The sequence below is a fragment of the Streptomyces sp. NPDC057654 genome, from assembly GCF_042800135.1.
Lineage (GTDB): Bacteria > Actinomycetota > Actinomycetes > Streptomycetales > Streptomycetaceae > Streptomyces.
The window spans coordinates 1-2276 of the sequence record NZ_JBHVHQ010001124.1; the positions used below are offsets into that span (position 1 = coordinate 1).

Below are 2276 nucleotides of genomic sequence, written 5' to 3' on the forward strand. Positions count from 1 at the left end.
GGCCCGCACCGCGCCGTCGGTCCGGGCCCCGCGTCATCCCTCGGCGGCGGCGCCGCGCCCGGACGCGCCCGGACCCGGCGCACGGGCCGCCCCGCCGCTACCTCTGAGCGGCGCGGCGGCACCCTTCCATGGCCACCTGCGCGGGCACATAGTCACGCCGCAGGTCGAAGTAGCAGGCCCGACGGCTCTCCTCGGTGCCCTTGGCCCCGGTCAGGCAGGCCCGCTCGACCACCTCCGGCTTGGCATCGGAGTGCTTTTCCAGGACGTAGTAGAAGCAGCCTTGCGGGGACGCCTGGGCGGCTGGCGCGACGGCCACGGCGCCGCCGAGGGCGAGGGCGAGACCGCTGAGGGCGGCGACGAGGCGCGGGGTGAGACGCATACGGTTCGGGGCCTTTCGGACGATGAATCGGGTCGGTGACTCGCTGTGGTTGATCCATCGCGAAAAGTGCCCAAGAGGTCGGCCGACGACGCCGGGCGGAAGGGGCGCGAAGGGCGATCAGCGGGCGCGCGGGAGGCGGATACCGGCGCGGGGCGCGCGACCCCGCTCACACCCGGCCGCGGTCACCCCGCGGCGCGCCCGTCGGCGGATGAGCCCTCGTGGCGTCCTGCCGGCCGACCGGGTCCTTGGGGCCGCGGCTGCCCGCCCGCGCCTCAGTCTCAGCCCCTCGCCCCGCCGGAGGCCGCGGCCTCGCACGACGCGTGCGGGCGGTCCCGGTCCGTCGAGTACAGGTGGCTGTCGCGGAACTGTTCGGCGCCCAGGGAGCGGCCGACGAGGATGACGGCGGTGCGGACGACGCCCGCGGCCTTCACCTGGTCGGCGATGTCGGCGAGGGTGCCGCGGAGGACGAGTTCGTCGGGGCGGCTGGCCATGGCGACGACGGCGGCCGGACAGTCGGCGCCGTAGTGCGGCAGCAGCTGGTCGACGATGCGGTCGACGTAGCGGGCCCCGAGGTGCAGGACGAGGAGGGCGCGGCTGCGGCCGAGGGTGGCGAGGTCCTCGCCGTCCGGCATGGGGGTGGCCTGCTGGGCGATGCGGGTCAGGACGACGGTCTGGCCGACGGTCGGCACGGTCAGCTCGCGGTTGAGCGCGGCGGCGGCCGCGGCGAAGGCGGGGACGCCGGGCACCACCTCGTACGGGATTCCGGCCGCGTCCAGGCGGCGCATCTGCTCGGCGACGGCGCTGAAGACCGACGGGTCGCCGGAGTGCAGCCGCGCCACGTCCTCGCCCGCCTCGTGCGCCCGGACGATCTGCTCGACGATCTGGTCGAGGTTGAGGTGCGCGGTGTCGATGAGCCGGGCGTCGGCGGGGCAGTCGGCGAGCAGTTCGCGGGGGACGAGGCTGCCGGCGTACAGGCAGACCCGGCAGCGGGCCAGGGTCCGCGCGCCGCGGACCGTGATCAGATCGGCGGCGCCGGGACCGGCGCCGATGAAGTACACCGTCATCGTTCTTCTCCTCGATCGGCACTGGCGGCACTATCGGCACTCACGACATCGGCGGCGTCGGCATCGGCGTTCCCGGAAGCCGGGGCGGGCGGTTCCGCCTTGACCGCCGCCCATTGGGTGACGGGCATCGCCTGCCGCCACCCCGTGAACCCGCCCACCGGCACGGCGTGCGCGACGGCGATACGGATCAGGTCGCCGCCCCGGCGCCGGTGCCAGTCGGCGAGCAGCGCCTCGGACTCCAGGGTGACCGTGTTGGCGACGATCCGGCCGCCGGGCCGCAGCGCGTCCCAGCAGGCGTCGAGGACGCCCGGCGCGGTCAGGCCGCCGCCGATGAACACGGCGTCGGGCGTGGGCAGTCCGGCGAGCGACTCGGGCGCGGGGCCGGTGACGACGCGCAGTCCGGGCGCCCCGAGCGCGTCGGCGTTGTGCTCGATGCGCCGGGCCCGTACGGGGTCCCGCTCGATGCTGACGGCCCGGCAGCTGCGGTGCGCCCGCATCCATTCGATGCCGATGGAGCCGGCCCCGCCGCCGACGTCCCACAGCAGTTCGCCGGGTGCGGGGGCCAGCGCGGCGAAGGTCGCGGCCCGCACATGACGCTTCGTCAACTGTCCGTCGTGCTCGTACGAATGATCCGGGAGGCCGGGGGTGAGCGCGAGGCGCACGGCGCCCTTCGACGCGCGGCAGTCCACCGCGACGACGTTGAGCGCGTCGCCCGGCGGGTGCGGCCAGTCCTCCGCCATGCCTTCCGTGACGTGTTCGTCCGGGCCGCCGAGCCGCGCCAGTACGCGCAGCCGGCTCGGCCCGAAGCCGCGCTCGCGCAGCAGCGCGGCGAC

At 75.7% G+C, this 2276-nt stretch carries 3 protein-coding genes; all 3 read right to left on the reverse strand.

What is annotated here, in order from left to right; genetic code table 11:
* Positions 1 to 97: 97 nt before the first annotated feature.
* Complete coding sequence (locus ACFU99_RS41180; protein WP_384403190.1) at positions 98 to 379, reverse strand: hypothetical protein; 282 nt, start codon at positions 377 to 379, stop codon at positions 98 to 100.
* Between the two features lie 278 nt (positions 380 to 657).
* Positions 658 to 1443, reverse strand: coding sequence for a precorrin-4 C(11)-methyltransferase (gene cobM, locus ACFU99_RS41185; RefSeq protein WP_384403193.1), 786 nt, complete (start codon positions 1441 to 1443; stop codon positions 658 to 660).
* The coding region (gene cbiT, locus ACFU99_RS41190; RefSeq protein ID WP_384403195.1) for a precorrin-6Y C5,15-methyltransferase (decarboxylating) subunit CbiT at positions 1440 to 2276 on the reverse strand (837 nt) is incomplete at its 5' end. The genes cobM and cbiT, both read right to left, overlap by 4 nt.